General features: G+C 39.8%; 1 protein-coding gene. It reads right to left on the bottom strand.

The window, feature by feature from the left end:
• Nucleotides 1–66: 66 nt before the first annotated feature.
• On the bottom strand, nt 67–1,308 hold the full coding sequence (ltrA, locus tag HMPREF1639_RS03990) for a group II intron reverse transcriptase/maturase (protein WP_020999708.1): 1,242 nt from the start codon (nt 1,306–1,308) through the stop codon (nt 67–69).
• Between the last annotated feature and the right edge of the window lie 508 nt (nt 1,309–1,816).

Below are 1,816 nucleotides of genomic sequence, written 5' to 3'. Positions count from 1 at the left end.
AATCGAGTAGGGAGGACTTTCTCCTCCCTCTCACACCACGGAGCGTGCCGTTCGGCACTCCGCGGTTCAATTCAAATAGTAATCTAAACAACTAATGAGTCCTCGCTTTGCGAGTATTTCTTTTGTTATCCTGCGAAGTCCGGCTGTTTTTGCTACCGCCTGATAATGGTCTGCAAACCCTACAGATTGTCTCGCCATCCACTCTGGTACACCAAGCTTCCTTAGTCCCCACATCCTTTTCTTACTAGTTTTCCATTGCTTCCATATAACTATCCTCATACGATTACGAAGATGTTTGTCTATTTTAGTCATATTTTGTTTCATCTTACCTATCCTAAAATAGTTTATCCATCCTCTTATCACCTGATTTAGTCTCAGTATCCTGTAGTCCATAGACACTGACCACGAACGATATGTTAGTTTCTTGAGCTTTCTCTTGAATCTGTTTATTGAATCTTTATGTGGTCTGGCTTCCCATTTTCCATTCATTTTCACAAAGCCAAATCCTAGGTACTTGAGACCTGTTGGTTTTGTGACTTTGGATTTAGTAGCATTCACCTTGAGACTTAGTTTTCTTTCTATCCAAGATGTAATTGAGTGCATCACTCTATTTGCAGCTGCACTACTTGCAACGGTTATTATACAGTCATCTGCATATCTAACAAAGTGCAAGCCTCGTGCTTCTAACTCTTTGTCTAATTCATTGAGCATTATGTTACTAAGCAAAGGAGATAAGTTACCTCCTTGCGGAGTTCCTATAGTGGTTTCTTCATATTTCCCTTTTACCATAACTCCTGCTCTTAGATACTTAGTTACAAGAGATATTACATCTGGGTCTTTCACCGTTTTGCCTACCAGGTACATAAGCTTGTCCTGTGGTACGTTATCAAAGAACTTTTCTAGGTCAATGTCCACTATGTATGTGTATCCATCATTTAGATATTCTAGTAGCTCTACTATTGCTTGTTGTGCTCTTCTACCTGGTCTAAATCCATAGCTATGTTCACTAAACTGTGGCTCAAACATTGGTGTTAGAATTTGGGCAATTGCTTGTTCTATGATTCTGTCTACTACTGTTGGAATTCCAAGGTTTCGTACTCCACCATTTGGTTTTGGTATTTCTACTCTGAGCACTGGTTGTGGTTTATATTTCCTTTTCAGGATTTTCGTTTTGATATCTATCCAGTTTTCTTTAAGGTATTTGTTAACATCTTCGATACTTATACCGTCTATGCCTCCGGCACCCTTATTGGCTTTTACCTTTTTGTATGCCATTTTCATATTTTCTCTGGATAATATTTGATTCATTAGTTGTCCCATAGATTGTCTCACTTTCCTAATTTTCTTTTGTACATATTAACCCTATCTCCTGTGAAATGTTCACTCCGTTACGTCTTTGCTACTATATTTCTCGTCGGGCTTATATACTTAGTTTGATTAAGTCACTTTGACTTTTAGAATTGTTCAGCCCTTCGCTCCATTTCCATTACAGAAACTTCTCCACTACTATGGCTTCTGCTGACTTCTCACAGTTCGTTGTTACTAGATTTTCCTCTGTGAGACCTCACGGGATAAGTCGTCAGTCTTTCCTCGTCTACCTGCCTAATTTACTTACATAAGTTACGTTTGCCTTTTGGACTTCGTGACTTTATGCCCACTCATCCTTTATGTAAGCCTTGGTATTAGGTTTCTGTTCGTCAGGCTACGATTTTGCTATTGCTTCTTCTCGCCATCACCTCACGGTGATAACCTTGCAAGTTGCTATGAGGTTCGTCGGCAACTACGCCCTACGTGGACTTTCACCACAGACTGACGG

The organism is Peptostreptococcus sp. MV1 (genome assembly GCF_000758885.1).
GTDB lineage: Bacteria > Bacillota > Clostridia > Peptostreptococcales > Peptostreptococcaceae > Peptostreptococcus.
Note: the sequence above shows the minus strand (reverse complement) of the source record. Positions and strands in the feature narration are given on the sequence as shown.

What these genes read in the sequence shown, in the direction of transcription:
- ltrA (WP_020999708.1), bottom strand. Translation starts at nt 1,308, where the DNA reads ATGAATCAAATATTATCCAGAGAAAATATGAAAATGGCATACAAAAAG.